Below are 16,880 nucleotides of genomic sequence, written 5' to 3'. Positions count from 1 at the left end.
GGTGTTCGAGTGACGTGGCGGCCCCGGTGAGCGCGACACTGCCCAAGCGCAGGGTCTCAGCGGCGATTAGGGGTGGGGTCGCGTGACGACTGAACCTGGATACCAAGCCCCCTCCGTCAACGTGGCCACCGCGCTGCCCAAACGCGGGGCCGGTTCGTCGGTGCTGGTGGTGCCGGTGGTCTCGGTCGGCGACGACGAGCGCCCCGGCGCCACCGTCGCCGCTGCCGGTGAGCTGCTGCCCGCCGAGGCGGTCGCCGAGATCGAGGCGGGCCTGCAGGCGCTGGGCGCCACCGGCGGCGCCGAGCAGGTGCACCGGCTGGTCGTCTCGTCGCTGCCGGTGGGCAGCGTGTTGACGGTCGGTTTGGGCAAGTCACGCGAGAGGAGTGGCCCGCCGACGTGGTCCGGCGTGCGGCCGGGGTTGCGGCACGCTCGCTGGGCAAGGCCGAGTCGGTGATCACCACGCTGGGCGAGCTGCCCGGCGAGGATGTCGGCTCGGCGGTCGTGGAGGGCCTGATCCTGGGCAGCTACCGGTTCAGCGCTTTCCGCAGCACCAAAACCGCGCCGAAGGACCCGGGGCTGCGCAAGATCACCGTGTTGTCCAGCGCCAAGGGCGCCAAGAGCCAGGCTGCGCACGGCGCGGCCGTCGCGGCCGCGGTGGCGACCGCCCGCGATTTCGTCAACACTCCCCCCAACGCCCTCTTCCCTGCTGAATTCGCAAGGCGCGCAAAGGAACTGGGTGAGTCGGTGGGACTTGAGGTGGAGGTTCTCGACGACAAGGCGCTGAAGAAAGCCGGCTACGGGGGGCTGATCGGTGTCGGCCAGGGCTCGTCGCGGCTGCCCCGGTTGGTGCGCCTGACGCACCGCGGATCGCGGTTGGCGAAAAACCCCAAACGGGCCAAGAAGGTCGCTCTGGTCGGCAAGGGCGTCACCTTCGACACCGGCGGCATCTCGATCAAGCCGGCCGCCTCCATGCACCACATGACCTCCGACATGGGCGGAGCGGCAGCGGTGATCGCCACCGTGGCACTCGCCGCCCAGCAGGGTCTGCCGATCGACGTGATCGCCACCGTTCCGATGGCCGAGAACATGCCTTCGTCCACCGCGCAGCGCCCCGGCGACGTGCTGACCCAGTACGGCGGCATCACCGTGGAGGTGCAGAACACCGACGCCGAGGGCCGGCTGATCCTGGCCGACGCCATCGTGCGGGCCTGCGAGGACAACCCGGACTATCTGATCGAGACGTCCACGCTGACCGGTGCGCAGACCGTGGCGCTGGGCGCGCGGATCCCCGGGGTGATGGGCAGCGACGAGTTCCGCGACCGGGTGGCCGCGATTTCGCAGCGGGTCGGCGAGAACGGCTGGCCGATGCCGCTGCCCGACGAACTCAAGGACGACCTGAAGTCGCAGGTGGCCGACCTGTCCAACATCAGCGGGCAGCGTTTCGCCGGGATGCTGGTGGCCGGGGTGTTCCTGCGGGAGTTCGTCGCCGACGGGGTGTCCTGGGCGCACATCGACGTGGCAGGTCCGGCGTACAACACCGGCAGCGCGTGGGGCTACTCCCCCAAGGGCGGCACCGGGGTGCCGACCCGCACCATGTACGCGGTGCTCGAGGACATCGCCGAAAACGGCTGACGCTCAGCTGACCTCGCTGGGCTGTCGGCCCTTGGCCAGGGCCTCCAGCCGCCACAGACACTCGACGTTGCGCGGATACACCGCCGCCATCGCGAGGCGATCCGGCAGCACGTTCATCGGGCCGCTGACCGGCACTTCGATCATCTCGATTCGGCATCCGTCGGGAATGTCGTGCAGCCGCAACGTGATTCGTGCGGCACCGATGATGCCCAGCTGCGCCCGCAGCACGATCTCCTCGCCGGGACGGCAACTTTCGACCACCGTCTTGTCGTTGATGACCAGCGGCCACACTCCGACCGAGTGCTGAATTTCGGCGCCGGGTTCGGGCCACTCCGCGTCCACCGCGCGGGTTCGGCTGTTGCCGACCACCCACTGCGCGTAGGTCCATCCGTTGGCGATCACGTCCCACACCTCTTGGCGGGAAGAAGACACGTCGCGGGTCGCGACCAGCGCTTCGCTGATTGTCATGGCACATCCTTCCGCATCGGAATCCGAGACTGCGGGTACCCACCTGGGCGGGAAGTATCGCGGTGGCCGGCCACTAGACCTGGCCCGGTTTAGCTCCTGATGAGCGCGGCTACTAGATCAGCAGCAACACATTCGGGAAAGGCCGAACAATGACAGTGCGACGGTTGATCACAGTGCTGGGTGCCGCGCTGTTGCTGGCCGGCGTGATCGGCCTGCTGGTGCCGGTGTCGGTATCCAACAGCAACGGCGGAACGGTTAGCTGCGGGAACGCGATTTCCTCCGATCTGTCCGGCGCCAGAAGCGCCAACGACCGCAACGGAGCCAACATCCCGATCCTGAACCAGATCATTCCGCACACCGATTTCGTGGCGGCGTGCGAGTCGTCGCTGTCCAGCCGGCGCGCCTGGACGATCCCGCTGGCGCTGGTCGGGCTGGTCGCGCTCGTCGGGCCGCTGGTGGTGCGGCGCACCGATCCGACCCGGATCTAGATCACCCGCATCCGCGCGGTGCTGCGCAGCGCCTGCGGTAGCACCCGGGAGACGCCGTACAGCGCATACGCTTCGGGGGCGACCGGCCGGATCGGCTTGTTCTTTTTCACCGCCGACACAATGGCATTGGCTACCTTGTCCGGCCCATAGCTGCGCAACGCGAACATCTTTTCCAGCTGGCCGCGCCTGCCGTCGAGCTGTTCGTCGCCCTTGCCGCCGGCATCGAAGCGGGTGGTCGCGACGATGTTGGTGTTGACCACGCCCGGGCAGATCGTCGTCAGCCCAACGTCGGCGGCGTCAAGTTCGGCTCGCAGGCAGTCGGAGAACATGAACGTCGCGGCCTTGGAGGTGCAGTACGCGTTGAGCGACTGCAGCGGCGCGTAGGCGGCCATCGACGACACGTTGACGATGTGACCGCCGGTGCCGCGCTCGACCAGCCGGCGTCCGAATGCGCGGCAGCCGTTGACCACGCCACCGAGGTTGACGTCCAGCACCCGGTCGAACTGCTCGGGCGGGGTGTCCAGGAAGTTGCCCGCCTGCCCGATGCCGGCGTTGTTGACGACGATGTCGGGCAGGCCGTGTTCGGCGCAGACCCGATCGGCGAAGGCTTCGACGGCCTCGGCGTCGGACACGTCGAGCACGTAGGAGTGCGCGACGCCGCCGCGGGCGGCGATCTGCGCGGCGGTCTCCTTGACGGTCGCCTCGTCGATGTCGCTGAGCACCAGTTCGGCGCCTTCGCGCGCGAACGCGAGCGCGGTCTCGCGGCCGATCCCGCTGCCGGCGCCGGTCACCGACACCAGCGTGTCGCCGAATTCGCCGCGGGGGCGGCCGATCTGGGCGCGCAGCAGCGCCCGGCTGGCCGGTTTGCCTTCGGCCAGGTCGGCGAAGTCGTGCACCGCGGCGGCCATCACCTGCGGGTGCGACATCGGTGAGAAGTGCCCGGCCCGGATGTCGCGCCGCCACAGCCGCGGCACCCAGCGCGAGGTCTGGTCGTAGCCGTGCGGCCGCACGTACTTGTCTTTGGTGTTGACGATGAGTTGTACCGGCACGTCGACAATGTGGACGCCCTGGCGGCGGAATTCGCCGGAATAGGAGCGCCAGTAGTTGGCCGGGTACACCTTCACCGAGTTGGCGGCGTCGCTGGCGATGTTGTCGGAGTGGTGAATCTGCTCGGCGGGGATGTTGTCGACGACCTGGCGTCGGATCGCGGCGCTGCGGAACGCCAGCCGGAGCAGCAGCGGCGCCAGCACCGGAACCGAGAAGAACGCCATGTAGGTCAGCCGCAGCGCCTGGCTCAGGGAGCGCGCGAAGCCGCGCGGGCGCCACGGCCGCCGCAGCCCGCCGAAGATGAAGTCGACCAGCTGATCGTGCGCGGGGCCGGACACCGAGGTGAAGGTGGCGACCCGGTCGCTCGCGCCGGGCCGGGCCAGGTATTCCCACACCCCGACCGAACCCCAGTCGTGGGCCAGCACATGCACGGGCTGTCCGGGGCTCAGTTCGGCGATCACGGCGGCGAAGTCGTCGGCGTAGCGCGCCATTGTGTAGGCGGACACCGGCTTGGGCGCCGATGACAGACCGACCCCGCGGTTGTCGTACCGGACGATCCGGAACCGTTGCGCCAGTAGCGGAACGACACCGTCCCACAACGCGTGCGAGTCGGGCCAGCCGTGTACCAGCACCACGGTGGGGCCTTCCCGGTTGCCGTCTTCGTAGACGGCGATCCGGACGCCGTCGCCGCTGTCGACGAACCGCTGGGGTGCGTTCTGTGGTGCCCGCATCGAACCTCCGCGACCTGCGAGTTGCTGCCCTTTGGCTGGCTTTGCCAGTGGCCCACCGTAGCAAGCGGAGATCGGCGCGCCCTGAATGCGCGGTGCTGGTGGCAGAGTGACAGGATAGGTTTCGAGATCTACGTGGGTTTTGGATCCGGTTCACGACTGTGTGGTAAGCCGGAGGTCGACCTGCGCCGACCGACGACCGTTCGAGGAGTCAACAGAGATGGCCTTCTCAGTCCAGATGCCGGCACTTGGTGAGAGCGTCACCGAGGGAACGGTCACCCGCTGGCTCAAGCAGGAAGGCGACACGGTCGAAGTCGACGAGCCGCTCGTCGAAGTTTCGACCGACAAGGTCGACACGGAGATCCCGTCGCCGGCCGCCGGAGTGTTGACCAAGATCGTCGCCCAGGAGGACGACGTCGTCGAGGTCGGCGGCGAGCTGGCCGTCATCGGCGACTCCAAAGACGACGGCGACGACGGCGGCTCGCAGGAGGCCGCACCGGCCGAAGAGAAATCCGAGGCCGAGCCGGCGCAGGAGTCCGAACCCGAACCGGAGCCCGAACCGGAGACCAAGGACGAGAAGTCCAGCGAGGCGTCCGGTGGCGGCGACTCGACGCCGGTGCTGATGCCTGAGCTGGGCGAGTCGGTCACCGAGGGCACCGTGACGCGCTGGCTGAAGAAGGTCGGCGATTCGGTGCAGGTGGACGACCCGCTGGTGGAGGTGTCCACCGACAAGGTCGACACCGAGATCCCCTCGCCGGTGGCCGGGGTGCTGGTGAGCATCACCGCCGACGAGGACGACGTCGTGCAGGTCGGCGGCGAGCTCGCGCGGGTCGGCAGCTCGGAATCGGCGGGCAAGTCCGAACCCAAGCCCGAGCCCAAGCAGCAGGCCGAGCCCGAACCGGAGCCGGAGCCGGAGCCGGAACCCGAGCCCCAACAAGAAGAAAAGCCGGAGCCGAAACAGGAAGCCAAGCCGGAGCCGAAGCAAGAGCCCAAAACCGAAGCCGAGTCCGAGCCCGCCGCCGACGCACCCAGGGACGGCTCCCCCTACGTCACTCCCCTGGTGCGAAAGCTGGCTGCGGAGAACAACATCGACCTCTCGGAGGTGACCGGTACCGGAGTGGGCGGCCGCATCCGCAAGCAGGACGTGCTGGCCGCGGCGGAGAAGAAGAAACAGCCCGCCAAGGAGCCGGCCGCCCAGCCCGCGCCACCCAAAGAGGCGGCCAAGCCCGCCGCGGCGGCCAGTGCGGCGCCCGCCCTGGCGCATCTGCGCGGCACCACCCAGAAGGCCAGCCGGATCCGTCAGATCACCGCCAAGAAGACCCGCGAATCGCTGCAGCTCACCGCGCAGCTCACGCAGACCCACGAGGTCGACATGACCAGGATCGTGGCGTTGCGGGCGCGCGCCAAGACCGCGTTCGCCGAACGCGAGGGCGTGAACCTGACGTATCTGCCGTTCATCGCGCGGGCGGTCATCGACGCGCTCAAGACCCACCCGAACATCAACGCCAGCTACAACGAGGACAGCAAGGAGATCACCTACTACGACGCCGAGCACCTCGGGTTCGCCGTCGACACCGAGCAGGGCCTGCTGTCCCCGGTCGTCCACAACGCCGGCGATTTGTCGCTGGCCGGACTGGCCCGGGCTATCGCCGACATCGCCGACCGCGCCCGCACCAACAAGCTCAAGCCCGACGAGTTGTCCGGTGGCACCTTCACCATCACCAACATCGGCAGCCAGGGGGCGCTGTTCGACACGCCGATCCTGGTGCCGCCGCAGGCCGCGATGCTGGGCACCGGGGCCATCGTCAAGCGGCCACGGGTGATCGTGGACGACTTGGGCAACGAGTCGATCGGGGTCCGGTCGATCTGCTATCTCCCGCTGACCTACGACCACCGGCTGATCGACGGCGCCGACGCCGGACGGTTCCTCACCACCGTCAAAAACCGCCTCGAAGAAGGGGCCTTCGAGGCCGATCTAGGGCTGTGAGACGGTGGCTCACCCTGGTCCCCAGGCCCCCAGAGCCACCGTCGCCATAGCGGGTTCGTCGGGTCTGATCGGCTCGGCGTTGACGGCGGCGTTGCGCGCCGCCGACCACCAGGTGTTGCGCATCGTGCGCCGGGCACCGGCGAATTCCGAAGAGCTGCACTGGAATCCCGACAGCGGCGAGTTCGATCCCGACGCACTCGCCGGCGTCGACGTGGTGGTGAACCTGTGCCGGGATCAACATCGGCTCGCGCCGTTGGTCGGGTGCGTTCAAGCAGAGCCTGCGCGACAGCCGGATCACGCCGACCGAGGTGTTGTCCGCCGCCGTCGCCGACGCCGGCGTCGGCACCCTGATCAATGCCAGCGCGGTGGGTTACTACGGCAACACCCGGGACCGTGTGGTCGACGAAAACGATTCTGCCGGAAGGGGTTTCCTGGCCCAGCTGTGTGTGTGGACTGGGAGGCCGCGACGCTGCCGGCCCAGTACGACGGCACCCGGGTGGTGCTGGCCCGCACCGGGGTGGTGCTGGCGCCGACGGGTGGTGCGCTGCGGATGATGCGGCCGGTGTTCTCGGTCGGCTTGGGGGCGCGGCTGGGCAACGGCCGTCAGTACATGTCGTGGATCAGCCTCGAGGACGAGGTGCGGGCGCTGCTGTTCGCCATCTCCCATCCCACGCTGTCCGGGCCGGTGAACATGACCGGGCCGGCGCCGGTCACCAACGCCGAGTTCACCACCGCCTTCGGCCGGGCGATCAACCGCCCGACCCCACTGGCGCTGCCCGGTTTCGCGGTGCGCGCGGCGCTGGGTGAATTCGCCGACGAGGGACTGCTCAGCGGGCAGCGTGTCATCCCGACGGCGTTGGAGCAAGCGGGGTTTCAGTTCCACCACAACACCATCGGCGAGGCGCTGGACTACGCCACCGCCCGACGCCACCTGGACTAAGCAGGGTCCGGCGTTCGCGGCTCGTCACGTCTCCAGGGCCACCGACCGGTCATCTCCACGGTCAGCGAGATGCTCAAAAAAGTCCTGATCGCCACCACGCCGGCCAGCACTGCGACGCTCTGACCGGTGGGCGTGACGACGATGGTGCGGATGATGTCGCCGGCCACCAGGAACTCGAGCCCGACGAGGATCGCGCGGCCCAGATCGACGCGCAGCTGCTGGTAGGCCTGCGGCTGCTTGCGCAGTGCCCCGGACAGGAAGCGGGCGATGGCGTTGACGGCGCCGAGGATGATCACCGCGACACCCACGCCGTCGATGCCGGCGCCGATGCGGTCCACGATCTGGATGTAGGTCATTGTCGGCCGATTATCTCCCGGCCCGAGCTTCCCGATGCCCGCTGGGCGTCCAGTAACGTCGCTGAGGTGACGGAATCCATCCGGTCCGGCTCCGCCCCGATCGAGGTGCGCCAACTCGACACGGTCGAATATCGCACCGCCTGGCAGCTGCAGCGTGAGCTGGCCGGCGCCCGCGCGGCCGGGGGTCCCGACACGCTGCTGCTGCTGGAGCATCCGGCCGTCTACACCGCCGGCCGGCGCACCGAAGCGCACGAGCGCCCGCTGGACGGGACACCGGTGGTCGACACCGACCGCGGCGGCAAGATCACCTGGCACGGCCCGGGTCAGCTGGTCGGCTATCCGATCATCAGGCTGGCCGAGCCGCTCGACGTGGTCAACTACGTGCGTCGCCTCGAGGAGGCGTTGATCACGGTCTGCGGCGAGGTGGGCCTGGACGCCGGCCGGATCGAGGGACGCTCCGGGGTGTGGGTTCCGGGCCGGCCCGCCCGCAAGGTCGCCGCCATGGGGGTGCGGGTGGCGCGCGCGACGACGCTGCACGGATTCGCGCTCAACTGTGACTGCGACCTGGATGCGTTCAGCGCGATCGTGCCGTGCGGGATCAGCGACGCCGGGGTGACGTCGCTGTCGGCCGAGCTGCACCGCCCGGTCACCGTCGCCGAGGTACGCGCGGCCGTCGCCGACGCCGTCTGCGCCGCCCTGGACGGTTTGCTGCCGGTCCGAGAACATCGCGCCGCGCGCGTAACATCGTCGGGGTGACTGTCGCTCCCGAAGGCCGAAAGTTGCTGCGCCTCGAGGTGCGTAACGCGCAGACCCCCATCGAGCGCAAGCCGTCGTGGATCAAGACGCGGGTCCGGATGGGACCGGAATACACCGAACTGAAGAGCCTGGTCCGCCGTGAGGGACTGCACACGGTGTGCGAAGAAGCCGGCTGCCCCAACATCTTCGAATGCTGGGAAGATCGCGAGGCCACGTTTCTGATCGGCGGTGACCAGTGCACCCGCCGCTGCGACTTCTGCCAGATCGACACCGGCAAGCCGGCCGAACTTGATCGCGACGAACCTCGCCGGGTCGCGCAGAGCGTACAGACCATGGGGCTGCGCTATGCCACGGTGACCGGTGTGGCCCGCGACGACCTGCCCGACGGCGGGGCGTGGCTGTATGCCGAAACGGTGCGCGCCATCAAGGAGCTGAACCCCAACACCGGCGTCGAACTGCTGGTTCCCGACTTCAACGGTGCACCCGCACGGCTTGCAGAGGTGTTCGAATCCCGTCCGGAAGTGTTGGCGCACAACGTCGAAACGGTGCCGCGCATCTTCAAGCGGGTCCGTCCGGCGTTCACTTATGAGCGCAGTTTGAACGTGCTGACCGCGGCCCGTGATTTCGGTCTGGTCACCAAGAGCAACCTCATTCTGGGCCTGGGTGAGACGCCCGACGAGGTGCGCACCGCGCTGGTCGACCTGCACGCCGCGGGTTGCGACATCGTCACCATCACCCAATACCTGCGGCCCTCGGCGCGCCACCACCCGGTGCAGCGTTGGGTGACGCCGGACGAGTTCGTCGAGTTCGCGCAGTACGCCGAGGGGCTGGGTTTCGCCGGGGTGCTGGCCGGGCCATTGGTGCGCTCGTCGTATCGGGCCGGCCGGCTTTACGAGCAGGCGCGCACGTCGCGGTCGTCGTCGCGGACATAGCCGGTCCGGGACCGCGCAGTCACCTGCCACGGCATACGTATCCTTGATGACTATGGCTAAATCCCGACCCGCTGCCGAGAGCAAGGCCGCCAAGGCCGAGGCGACGGCCGCCCGCAAGGCGGCGGCCAAAGAGCGCCGCAGTCAGCTGTGGCAGGCCTTCAACATGCAGCGCAAGCAGGATAAGCGACTGTTGCCGTACATGGTCGGTGCCTTCGTGCTGATCGTGGCCGCGGCGGTGGCGATCGGCATTTGGGCGCACGCGTTGATCCTGACGATCCCGTTCGGCCTGGCACTGGGCGCGCTGCTGGCGTTCATCATCTTCGGCAGACGGGCCCAGCGCAGCATCTACCGCCAGGCTGAGGGCCAGGCCGGCGCCGCGGGATGGGTGCTGGACAATCTGCGCGGCAAGTGGCGGGTGACTCCCGGTATCGCCCAGACCGGTCATTTCGATCTGGTGCACCGGGTGATCGGCCGCCCGGGCGTCATCTTCGTCGGTGAGGGTTCGCCCGGCCGGGTCAAGCCGCTGCTGGCGCAGGAGAAGAAGCGCACCGCCCGACTTGTCGGCGACATCCCGATCTACGACGTGATCGTCGGCAACGGCGAGGGCGAGATCCCGTTGGCCAAGCTGGAACGCCATCTGACCCGGCTGCCCGCGAATATCACCGTCAAGCAGATGGATTCGCTGGAGTCGCGACTGGCGGCGCTGGGCTCGCGGGCCGGGGCCTCCATGCTGCCGAAGGGCCCGCTGCCGAACGCCGGCAAGACCCGCGGTATTCAGCGCACGGTGCGCCGCAAATAGCTGGTGCTCGCGGGCGGCCCGTCCGGGCGCCGTTTCTGCGGCCGACTCCGCTGCGCCGGGCGTCCTCAAAATGCCGGTCAAACAGCCGTTTCACCGTACATTTGAGGCCGCTCACGCCAAAGACGGCGAGGGACTCCCTCGGCGCTAGGCCCGCCTAACGGCGCCGCAGCACCGCGGTCTTGGTCACCAGATCCTGCAGCCCACGCCCGTCCGGGTCGGTGAACAGTGGCGGCACCACCAGGAAAATCAGCACGCCCCGCACCAGGGCCCGCCCGATGCCGATCGGCAGCCGGCCGTCCACCGCGCCCACCTGCAGGCCCAACGCCAACTGGCCGGGCGTGAAGCCGAACAAGCGCACCGACACCGCGCCCAGCACCAGCCACAACAACGGGATCGCCGAGGCCAGTGCGGCTTCGGAGATGGCGCCGAATCGCAACGCGAGCGCAACCAGCCCGTAGGCGATCAGCCAGTCGATCAGCAGCGCCACCACCCGCCTGCCCATCGGGGCCAGCGAACCCGGCCCGGTCTGCGGCAGGCCGAGCTTTTCCCCCGGATATCCCGGACTTGATTCCCGCGTCATCGCCGCGACCGGGCACCAGTTACGATCTTGCGGGCCATGGCCTCACAATAGGGCTCGGCATTGAGCCGGGTCCCCTTGCCGCCGCCGTGGTACGTAACGTCGGCGCAACAAGGGCTTGACCACCTGGCAACATCAGCTCCTTAGCGTCGGCCGCGAATCACCGAGTAAAGGAGCCTTCTGTGACGGAAAAGACGCCCGACGACGTCTTCAAACTAGCCAAAGACGAAAACGTCGAGTTTGTCGACGTCCGTTTCTGCGACCTGCCTGGAGTGATGCAGCACTTCACCATTCCGATCTCGTTCTTCGACGAGAGCGTCTTCGAGGACGGCCTGGCCTTCGACGGATCCTCGATTCGTGGTTTCCAGTCGATCCACGAGTCCGACATGCTGCTGCTGCCCGACACGGAGACCGCGCAGATCGACCTGTTCCGCGAAGCCAAGACGCTGAACCTGAACTTCTTCGTGCACGACCCATTCACCCTCGAGCCGTACTCGCGCGACCCGCGCAACGTGGCCCGCAAGGCGGAGAACTACCTGATCAGCACCGGGATCGCGGACACCGCGTACTTCGGCGCCGAGGCCGAGTTCTACATCTTCGACTCGGTGACCTTCGACTCGACCACCAACGGCTCGTTCTACGAGGTGGACGCGATCTCGGGGTGGTGGAACACCGGCTCACCCACCGAGGCCGACGGCAGCCCCAACCGCGGCTACAAGGTACGCCCCAAGGGTGGTTACTTCCCGGTGGCGCCCGTCGACCACTATGTCGACTTGCGCGACAAGATGCTGCAGAACCTGATCAAGGCCGGCTTCAGCCTGGAGAAGGGCCACCACGAGGTCGGCACCGGTGGGCAGGCCGAGATCAACTACAAGTTCAACACGCTGCTGCACGCGGCCGACGACATGATGCTCTACAAGTACATCGTCAAGAACACCGCGTGGGCCGAGGGCAAGACCGTCACGTTCATGCCCAAGCCGCTGTTCGGCGACAACGGGTCGGGTATGCACACCCACCAGTCGCTGTGGAAGGACGGCAACCCGCTGATGTACGACGAGACCGGCTACGCCGGCCTGTCGGACACCGCGCGCTACTACATCGGCGGCCTGCTGCACCACGCTCCGTCCCTGCTGGCGTTCACCAACCCCACGGTGAACTCCTACAAGCGGCTGGTGCCCGGCTACGAGGCCCCGATCAACCTGGTCTACAGCCAGCGCAACCGGTCGGCGTGCGTGCGTATCCCGATCACCGGCAGCAACCCGAAGGCCAAGCGGCTGGAGTTCCGTTGCCCGGACTCGTCGGGCAACCCGTACCTGGCGTTCGCGGCGATGCTCATGGCCGGCCTGGACGGCATCAAGAACAAGATCGAGCCGCAGGCCCCGGTCGACAAGGACCTCTACGAGCTGCCGCCGGAGGAGGCCGCCAACATCCCGCAGGCGCCGGTCCAGCTGTCCGCGGTGATCGACAAGCTCGAAGAGGACCACGAGTACCTCACCGAGGGCGGTGTCTTCACACCTGACCTGATCGAGACGTGGATCAGCTTCAAGCGGGAGAACGAGATCCTGCCGGTCCAGATCCGGCCTCACCCTTACGAGTTCGCGCTGTACTACGACGTTTAAGCAGTTCGGCGACAGCCCGTCCGGTGCCTACCGGGCGGGCTGTTTGCTTGTCAGCGCCGCTGCAGCGCCGCGGTGAGCGGTCTCAGCCGGCTCAGCCGTCTCAGCCGGCTCAGCCGTCGAGTCCGAGGTCGTCGCGGAAACGCCGCATCCCGTCGATCTTCTCCGCCAGCGAGGCCTTGGGCCCGGCGTAGAACATCCACGGCATGGTGATGATTCCGGTGATGCCGCCGTCTTCGGCGCGCCGGTAGTGATCCTTGGTGTAGGCGTCGGTCAGCGGCGTCAAGATGGTGAAATCGCGCATGGTCAAACCGTTTTCGGCGCGCAGCTGGCGCAGCCGGCCGATTCGCTCGATGGCGTCCTCGGTCTTGATGAAGTCGCCGATCCAGCCGTCGTAGCGGGCGGCGCGGCGCAGCGCGATGTCGCTGAGCCCGCCCACATACACCGGTATCGGCGGCGGCGTCGGCTGCATCTCCAGTCGCGGCGCCCGGTAGAACTGCCCGTCGAATTCGGTCCAGCCCGGTGACCACAGTTCGCGCATCAAGGCGATCATCTCGTCGGTGCGTTTGCCGCGGGCGGCGAACTGCTCCCCCATCAACTCGAACTCTTCGCGGCACCAGCCCACCCCGATGCCCAGTTCCACCCGGCCGGCAGCCAGAACCGCTGCGGTGCCAATCGCTTTGGCGGCCGAGTACGGGTTGCGCATCGCCGGGATGTAGACGGTGTTGACGAACTTCAGCCGGGTGGTGACCTGGGCGAGGGCGCCGACGAGCACCCACGGGTCGGGCCAGTCGGTGAAGGGCTGCCACCGGCGCTCGCCGTTCTTGGTGTAGGGGTACGGTGTCTGCAGCGTTTCCAGGTTGACGACGTGGTCGGGGATCCCGACGCCGTCGTAGCCGAGTTCGTCTGCAGCCTTGGCGATCTCGATGGTCTCCGGGGTGTTCAGGAAAGCGATGCTGACGTAGAACTTCATCGCCAGTCCCGCGCCCAAGACGGCTCGATGAAGATGCCCTCGGACTCTACGGTGACCCCGGCCGAATCCGAGATATGGCCGCGCGCAAACACTTTGACACCCTCTTTGCGGTCGATCCAGGCTTCGCAGCGCAGCGGTCCCAGCGGCGTGCCGCGCAGGTATTTCACCGTGATGGCTCCGGTGAAGCGCGGCTTGGTCAGTCCCTCGCTGGCCGCCTCGCCGAGCATCTGGTCCAGTATCAGCGCGCTGACGCCGCCGTGCACCAGCGCCGGTGGACCTTCGTATGCCGACCCGAGCTCGAACTCGGCCCAGCACCGGCCGGCGCCGTCATGGTGCACCACCAGCGGCGGGGCGATCGGATTACGCACGCCGACAACGGCATTGCTCAACGGCAGCGGCCGTCCGTCCACCCGGTAGCTCACCCCGACCGGCCGGGTCCGCTGCCGCAACGTCTGGGTGACCGTCTCGATCATGGTGCGCGCCTGGGCGACGACGTCGTCGCCGACCTCGGTGCGGATGGTGGCGTCGACGAGCTCGCGCACCGCCTCGGCCAGCGGCGCGTACAGTCCGGTCACCCGATCGGCCTCGGCCGCGCTCAACACCTCTAACAGCGCGGTCAGCGCTACCGGATCCTGGGTCAACTGCCGAACACCTTGCGTACCACGGTTTTTGCCCGTCGGGTTACCCGCAGGTAGTTGTCCAGGAACTCCCCGCCGTCGTCGTTGTGCCAGCCCGCGGCCACCGCGACCGCGTTGAGCTGACGGCCCGGTCCGGGCAGCTGATCGGTGGGCTTGCCGCGGACCAGTACCAGTGCGTTGCGGGCCCGGGTGGCCGTCAGCCACGCCTGCCGCAGCAGGTCGACTTCGTCCGCGGCGACCAGCCCGTGCTCGGCGATCACATCGAGGGACTGCAGCGTCGAGGTGTTGTGCAGGGCCGGGATCTCGTGGGCATGCCGCAACTGCAGCAGTTGCACGGTCCACTCGATGTCGGCCAGTCCGCCGCGGCCCAGCTTGGTGTGGGTGTTGGGGTCGGCACCCCGCGGCAGCCGCTCGGACTCGATGCGCGCTTTGATCCGGCGGATCTCCTGCACCGCCTCGGCCGACACCCCGTTGGGTGGGTAGCGCGTCTTGTCGATCATCAGCAGGAACCGTTGACCCAACTCGGCGTCGCCGGCCACCGCGTGCGCCCGCAGCAGCGCCTGGATCTCCCAGGCTTGCGCCCACTGCGCGTAGTAGGCCTCATAGGAGGCCAGCGTGCGGACCATCGGGCCGTTGCGGCCTTCGGGCCGCAGGTTGGCGTCGACCTCCAGCGGCGGATCGACACTGGGCGTACCCAGCTGCTTGCGCACCTGTTCGGCGACCGTCGTCGCCCATTTCACGGCCACCGAATCTTCGACGCCTTCGGCCGGCTGGCACACGTACATGACGTCGGCGTCCGAACCGTAGCCGAGTTCGGCGCCACCGAGTCGGCCCATCCCGATGACCGCGATCGCCGCCGGCGCCTTGCCGTCGGCGGGCAGGCTGGCTCGCACCACCGCATCCAGCGCGGCCTGCAGCACCGCCACCCACACCGAGGTCAGCGCGGCGCAGACCTCGGTGACTTCGAGCATGCCGAGCAGGTCCGCCGAACCGATCCGGGCCAGTTCCCGACGGCGCAGTGTGCGCGCCGAGGCGACGGCCCGGGCCGGGTCGCTCTGCCGGCCCGCGGAGGCGACCAGCGCACGGGCCACCGCCGCGGGGTCGGTCTCGAGCAGTTTGGGGCCGGCGGTGCCGTCGCCGTAGGACTGGATGACCTCGGGTGCGCGCATCAGCAGATCCGGCACGAACATCGAGGTGCCCAGCACATGCATCAGGCGCCGACCCACCGTCGGTTTGTCGCGCAGCGTGGCCAGGTACCAGGTTTGGGAGGCCAGCGCCTCGCTGAGTTTGCGGTAGGCCAGCAGACCGCCGTCGGGGTCCGGGGCATAGGAAAGCCAGTCCAGCAGCCGTGGTAGCAGCACCGACTGCACCCGCCCACGCCGTCCGCTCTGATTCACCAGCGCCGACATGTGCTTCAAGGCGATCTGCGGGGCCTCGTACCCCAGCGCGGCGAGCTGACGTTCGGCGGCCTCCGAGGTCATGCCGCGTCCGGCGATCTCCAGTCCGGGCGGTCCGATCGATTCGAGCAGCGGCTGGTAGAACAGCTTGGCGTGCAACCGCGACACCCGCACGTTCTGGTGTTTGAGTTCTTCGCGCAGTACCCCGGCGGCGTCGTGGCGCCCGTCGGGGCGGATGTGGGCGGCGCGGGCCAGCCAGCGCACCCCCTCCTCGTCGTCGCTTTCGGGCAGCAGGTGGGTGCGCTTGAGCCGCTGCAGCTGCAGCCGGTGCTCGAGTAGGCGCAGGAACTCATAGGAGGCGATCAGGTTCGCGGTGTCCTCGCGCCCGATGTAGCCGCCCTCGCCCAGCGCCGTCAGCGCGTCGACGGTGGACGCCACGTGCAGCGACTCGTCGCTGCGGCCGTGCACGAGCTGCAGGAGCTGCGCGGCGAACTCCACGTCGCGCAGCCCGCCGCTGCCCAGTTTGAGTTCTCGGCCGCGGACATCGGCGGGCACCAGCTGCTCGACGCGGCGCCGCATGGCCTGCACCTCGGGCACGAAATCCTCGCGCTCGCAGGCGGTCCACACCATCGGCGTCAGCGCCTCGAGGTAACGCTGAGCCAGCTCGGGGTCGCCGGCGGCGGCGCGGGCCTTCATCAGCGCCTGGAATTCCCAGGTCTTGGCCCAGCGCTGGTAATAGGCGACATGGGACTCCACGGTGCGAACCAGCTCGCCGTGCCGGCCCTCCGGGCGCAGGCCGGCGTCCACCTCGAAGAACGCCGACGACGCCACCCGCATCATCTCCCCGGCGACGCGGGTGGTGAGCGGGTCGGCGTTCTCGCCGACGAAGATCACGTCGACGTCGCTGACGTAGTTCAGTTCCCGCGCCCCGCATTTGCCCATCGCGATGACCGCCAGCCGCGGGGCCTGCCGGTCGCCGCACACGGTGCCCTCGGCCACCCGCAGCGCCGCCGCCAACGCGGCGTCGGCGAGGTCGGACAGGTGGGCGCCGACGGTGACGAACGGCAGCACCGGCTCGTCCTCCACGGTGGGCGCCAGGTCTAATGCGGCCAGCACCAGCAGCCGGTCGCGGTAGAGAACCTTCAGTCGGTGCACGATGGTGCCCGGCGCTCCGGAGAATTCCTCGACACATTGCAGGAAGGCGCGGGTCAGCTGGTCCCGGTTCGGTAGTTTGACGTTGCCGCGCAACAGCTTCCAGGACTGCGGGTTGGCGGCCAGATGGTCGCCCAGCGCCAGCGACGAGCCCAGCACCGCGAACAGCCGTCCGCGCAGACTGCGTTCGCCGAGCAGCGCCGCGTTCAGCTCGTCCCATCCGGTGTCGGGGTTCTCCGACAGCCGGATCAGCGCGCGCAGCGCGGCGTCGGCGTCCGGGGCGCGCGACAGCGACCACAACAGGTCGACGTGCGCCTGGTCGTCGTGTTGGTCCCAGCCCAGTTGCGCGATCTGGTCACCAGCCCGGCGGTCCATCAGTCCGAGCCGGCCGACG

The 16,880-nt window shown here is 68.5% G+C and carries 13 protein-coding genes and 2 pseudogenes; 8 read left to right on the top strand and 7 right to left on the bottom strand.

The annotated features are described in order from the left end of the window. Positions 1 to 82: 82 nt before the first annotated feature. A pseudogene (locus L6444_RS11885) lies at positions 83 to 1,632 on the top strand (leucyl aminopeptidase). 3 nt (positions 1,633 to 1,635) lie between these two features. Here L6444_RS11885 and L6444_RS11880 read toward each other — a convergent pair. Next, entirely contained in the window at positions 1,636 to 2,100 is a 465-nt protein-coding gene (locus L6444_RS11880; protein WP_236982835.1) for an SRPBCC family protein, read from the bottom strand. A gap of 149 nt (positions 2,101 to 2,249) precedes the next feature. Between L6444_RS11880 and L6444_RS11875 the strand changes: the two genes are divergently transcribed. After that, complete coding sequence (locus L6444_RS11875) at positions 2,250 to 2,588, top strand: aminopeptidase (protein WP_236982833.1); 339 nt, start codon at positions 2,250 to 2,252, stop codon at positions 2,586 to 2,588. Here the strand turns inward: L6444_RS11875 and L6444_RS11870 are convergent. Next, on the bottom strand, positions 2,585 to 4,366 hold the full coding sequence (locus tag L6444_RS11870; RefSeq protein ID WP_236982831.1) for an SDR family oxidoreductase: 1,782 nt from the start codon (positions 4,364 to 4,366) through the stop codon (positions 2,585 to 2,587). The two genes, L6444_RS11875 and L6444_RS11870, sit on opposite strands and share 4 nt — an antisense overlap. Before the next feature lie 217 nt (positions 4,367 to 4,583). Here L6444_RS11870 and sucB point away from each other — a divergent pair, with 217 nt between their 5' ends. Continuing rightward, positions 4,584 to 6,350 (top strand): 2-oxoglutarate dehydrogenase, E2 component, dihydrolipoamide succinyltransferase, encoded by a 1,767-nt coding sequence (gene sucB / locus L6444_RS11865; protein ID WP_236982829.1) that lies wholly within the window; start codon positions 4,584 to 4,586, stop codon positions 6,348 to 6,350. A gap of 4 nt (positions 6,351 to 6,354) precedes the next feature. Continuing rightward, positions 6,355 to 7,290, top strand: a pseudogene (locus L6444_RS11860) (TIGR01777 family oxidoreductase). On the opposite strand, the gene L6444_RS11855 reads toward L6444_RS11860, so the two are convergent. Then, positions 7,287 to 7,646: a DUF1622 domain-containing protein gene (locus L6444_RS11855; protein WP_236982827.1), complete on the bottom strand. Its 360-nt coding sequence runs from the start codon at positions 7,644 to 7,646 to the stop codon at positions 7,287 to 7,289. The pseudogene L6444_RS11860 and the gene L6444_RS11855 overlap by 4 nt on opposite strands. A gap of 66 nt (positions 7,647 to 7,712) precedes the next feature. Here L6444_RS11855 and lipB point away from each other — a divergent pair, with 66 nt between their 5' ends. From lipB to L6444_RS11840, 3 genes are read left to right on the top strand one after another with little or no spacing between them, the layout of a single operon-like run. After that, positions 7,713 to 8,402 (top strand): lipoyl(octanoyl) transferase LipB, encoded by a 690-nt coding sequence (lipB, locus tag L6444_RS11850; protein WP_236982825.1) that lies wholly within the window; start codon positions 7,713 to 7,715, stop codon positions 8,400 to 8,402. Further along, the gene (gene lipA, locus L6444_RS11845) at positions 8,399 to 9,334 is read left to right on the top strand and encodes a lipoyl synthase (RefSeq protein ID WP_236982823.1); all 936 of its coding nucleotides are present in this window, start codon (positions 8,399 to 8,401) and stop codon (positions 9,332 to 9,334) included. Before lipB ends, lipA begins: the two co-directional genes overlap by 4 nt. Positions 9,335 to 9,386: 52 nt before the next feature. Beyond that, positions 9,387 to 10,133, top strand: coding sequence for a DUF4191 domain-containing protein (locus L6444_RS11840; RefSeq protein ID WP_236982821.1), 747 nt, complete (start codon positions 9,387 to 9,389; stop codon positions 10,131 to 10,133). 154 nt (positions 10,134 to 10,287) lie between these two features. Here L6444_RS11840 and L6444_RS11835 read toward each other — a convergent pair whose 3' ends face one another. Beyond that, positions 10,288 to 10,713 (bottom strand): RDD family protein, encoded by a 426-nt coding sequence (locus L6444_RS11835; RefSeq protein ID WP_236982814.1) that lies wholly within the window; start codon positions 10,711 to 10,713, stop codon positions 10,288 to 10,290. Positions 10,714 to 10,892: 179 nt separating this feature from the next. Here L6444_RS11835 and glnA point away from each other — a divergent pair, with 179 nt between their 5' ends. Continuing rightward, entirely contained in the window at positions 10,893 to 12,329 is a 1,437-nt protein-coding gene (glnA, locus tag L6444_RS11830; RefSeq protein ID WP_236982812.1) for a type I glutamate--ammonia ligase, read from the top strand. A 109-nt stretch (positions 12,330 to 12,438) separates the two neighbouring features. On the opposite strand, the gene L6444_RS11825 is transcribed toward glnA, so the two are convergent. The 3 genes from L6444_RS11825 to L6444_RS11815 are packed head-to-tail and all read right to left on the bottom strand — an operon-like array spanning position 12,439 to position 16,861. Beyond that, positions 12,439 to 13,299, bottom strand: coding sequence for a TIGR03619 family F420-dependent LLM class oxidoreductase (locus L6444_RS11825; RefSeq protein ID WP_236984026.1), 861 nt, complete (start codon positions 13,297 to 13,299; stop codon positions 12,439 to 12,441). Beyond that, the gene (locus L6444_RS11820; RefSeq protein WP_370653187.1) at positions 13,296 to 13,919 is read right to left on the bottom strand and encodes a PaaI family thioesterase; all 624 of its coding nucleotides are present in this window, start codon (positions 13,917 to 13,919) and stop codon (positions 13,296 to 13,298) included. Before L6444_RS11820 ends, L6444_RS11825 begins: the two co-directional genes overlap by 4 nt. 17 nt (positions 13,920 to 13,936) lie before the next feature. Beyond that, positions 13,937 to 16,861 (bottom strand): bifunctional [glutamine synthetase] adenylyltransferase/[glutamine synthetase]-adenylyl-L-tyrosine phosphorylase, encoded by a 2,925-nt coding sequence (locus L6444_RS11815; RefSeq protein ID WP_236984024.1) that lies wholly within the window; start codon positions 16,859 to 16,861, stop codon positions 13,937 to 13,939. Positions 16,862 to 16,880 lie beyond the last annotated feature (19 nt).

The organism is Mycobacterium kiyosense, from assembly GCA_021654635.1.
In the GTDB taxonomy this organism is placed as follows: Bacteria; Actinomycetota; Actinomycetes; order Mycobacteriales; family Mycobacteriaceae; genus Mycobacterium; species Mycobacterium kiyosense.
The sequence above is the reverse complement of the archived record's forward strand: the minus strand, read 5'-3'. Positions and strand labels throughout refer to the sequence as shown.

What these genes read in the sequence shown, in the direction of transcription:
- L6444_RS11880 (WP_236982835.1), bottom strand. Translation starts at nt 2,100, where the DNA reads ATGACAATCAGCGAAGCGCTGGTCGCGACCCGCGACGTGTCTTCTTCC.
- L6444_RS11875 (WP_236982833.1), top strand. Translation starts at nt 2,250, where the DNA reads ATGACAGTGCGACGGTTGATCACAGTGCTGGGTGCCGCGCTGTTGCTG.
- L6444_RS11870 (WP_236982831.1), bottom strand. Translation starts at nt 4,366, where the DNA reads ATGCGGGCACCACAGAACGCACCCCAGCGGTTCGTCGACAGCGGCGAC.
- sucB (WP_236982829.1), top strand. Translation starts at nt 4,584, where the DNA reads ATGGCCTTCTCAGTCCAGATGCCGGCACTTGGTGAGAGCGTCACCGAG.
- L6444_RS11855 (WP_236982827.1), bottom strand. Translation starts at nt 7,646, where the DNA reads ATGACCTACATCCAGATCGTGGACCGCATCGGCGCCGGCATCGACGGC.
- L6444_RS11840 (WP_236982821.1), top strand. Translation starts at nt 9,387, where the DNA reads ATGGCTAAATCCCGACCCGCTGCCGAGAGCAAGGCCGCCAAGGCCGAG.
- L6444_RS11835 (WP_236982814.1), bottom strand. Translation starts at nt 10,713, where the DNA reads ATGACGCGGGAATCAAGTCCGGGATATCCGGGGGAAAAGCTCGGCCTG.
- L6444_RS11825 (WP_236984026.1), bottom strand. Translation starts at nt 13,299, where the DNA reads ATGAAGTTCTACGTCAGCATCGCTTTCCTGAACACCCCGGAGACCATC.
- L6444_RS11815 (WP_236984024.1), bottom strand. Translation starts at nt 16,861, where the DNA reads ATGGACCGCCGGGCTGGTGACCAGATCGCGCAACTGGGCTGGGACCAA.